Origin of the sequence: Sphingobium sp. LMC3-1-1.1, from assembly GCF_040676285.1 — a bacterium.
GTDB lineage: Bacteria > Pseudomonadota > Alphaproteobacteria > Sphingomonadales > Sphingomonadaceae > Sphingobium.
The window spans coordinates 1-563 of the sequence record NZ_JBEGHQ010000058.1; the positions used below are offsets into that span (position 1 = coordinate 1).

A 563-nucleotide genomic window follows, 5' to 3' on the forward strand; every position below is an offset into this window, starting at 1 on the left:
ATCAGCGCGCGCTTTCCGCCCAGATCGAGGAACGGATGGCTACCGCCTGGAACGGGCACGCTCACAGCGTGATCTCCAGCCCAGCGATCTTTTGCCCTTCAAGGACGAACAGATAGCGCAGGTCCACGGGACTTCCGGGGAAATCACCAGCGAGATGGCTGAACACGGTCGTTCGCTCGCCTTCCGTCGAGATCGAGAAGGGCTCCACGCTGTAGGTGTACTTGGTGGAGGAGTCTGCCTTCCATTGCCGGATGGCGTCGCGTCCAGTGTAGGTATGTCCCTCGTCCATGACGACGGCGGCATTGGTGAAGCAGTCGGCAACAGCTTCAGCGCTTCGTTTCCTGTCGGCGTCGAAATAATCGGCGATAATTTCGGGCAACTTGAGGGTCATTATACGTCTCCATTGTTCCGGAAAAGCGCTTTGCTTCTCTTGGTGACGCCAACTTAGGGCTGGACCTTTGCGATGATAATCGGGATAGATCGTCATGCGATGTTGCGAAAAGTAGGACAATGCACCAGGACGGTTTGGTCGAGTTTGATGCGGTATTGGCCATCGCACGGCG

Annotated in this window: 1 protein-coding gene; it reads right to left on the bottom strand. The window is 56.7% G+C overall.

All coding sequences use genetic code 11. The features are described from left to right. Positions 1-61: 61 nt before the first annotated feature. Positions 62-391 carry a nuclear transport factor 2 family protein gene (locus MRBLMC3_RS19955; RefSeq protein ID WP_072894987.1) on the bottom strand — a complete coding sequence of 110 codons (330 nt, stop codon included), beginning with the start codon at positions 389-391 and terminating at the stop codon, positions 62-64. Positions 392-563: the final 172 nt, after the last annotated feature.

Bases quoted from the DNA above. Each gene is read 5' to 3' on its own strand.
- MRBLMC3_RS19955 (WP_072894987.1), bottom strand. From the start codon at position 391: ATGACCCTCAAGTTGCCCGAAATTATCGCCGATTATTTCGACGCCGAC.